General features: G+C 42.4%; 1 protein-coding gene. It reads right to left on the bottom strand.

All coding sequences use genetic code 11. The annotated features are described in order from the left end of the window. Window positions 1-236: hypothetical protein (locus tag ACPYOJ_RS36780; RefSeq protein WP_481420603.1), on the bottom strand; the 236-nt coding region annotated here is incomplete at both ends.

Here is a 236-nt window from a genome sequence, read left to right as displayed (position 1 = left end):
GTTCGTCACTGTACTTCCTCCTTTGGTAAGCTGAATGCTTTCGATCCATCTTCCGGGAATGAAGCTTAATCCGTAAGCAGATGCGAGTCCTCTTACTTCGGGCAGAAGTTCTTTTGTTAAACTTGTGTATTTCTGGTCTAGCCCTAACATTTTTAATTGTTTGGTCCCCGTTACTGCATTGCTGAACGAAACATCTACCGTAGCATTGGTTTCGAAACTTTCGGATAAATTGCAAC

This window comes from Rhizobium sp. SVR5-9E, from assembly GCF_056755095.1.
This window is presented reverse-complemented; position numbering and strand designations above follow the sequence as displayed.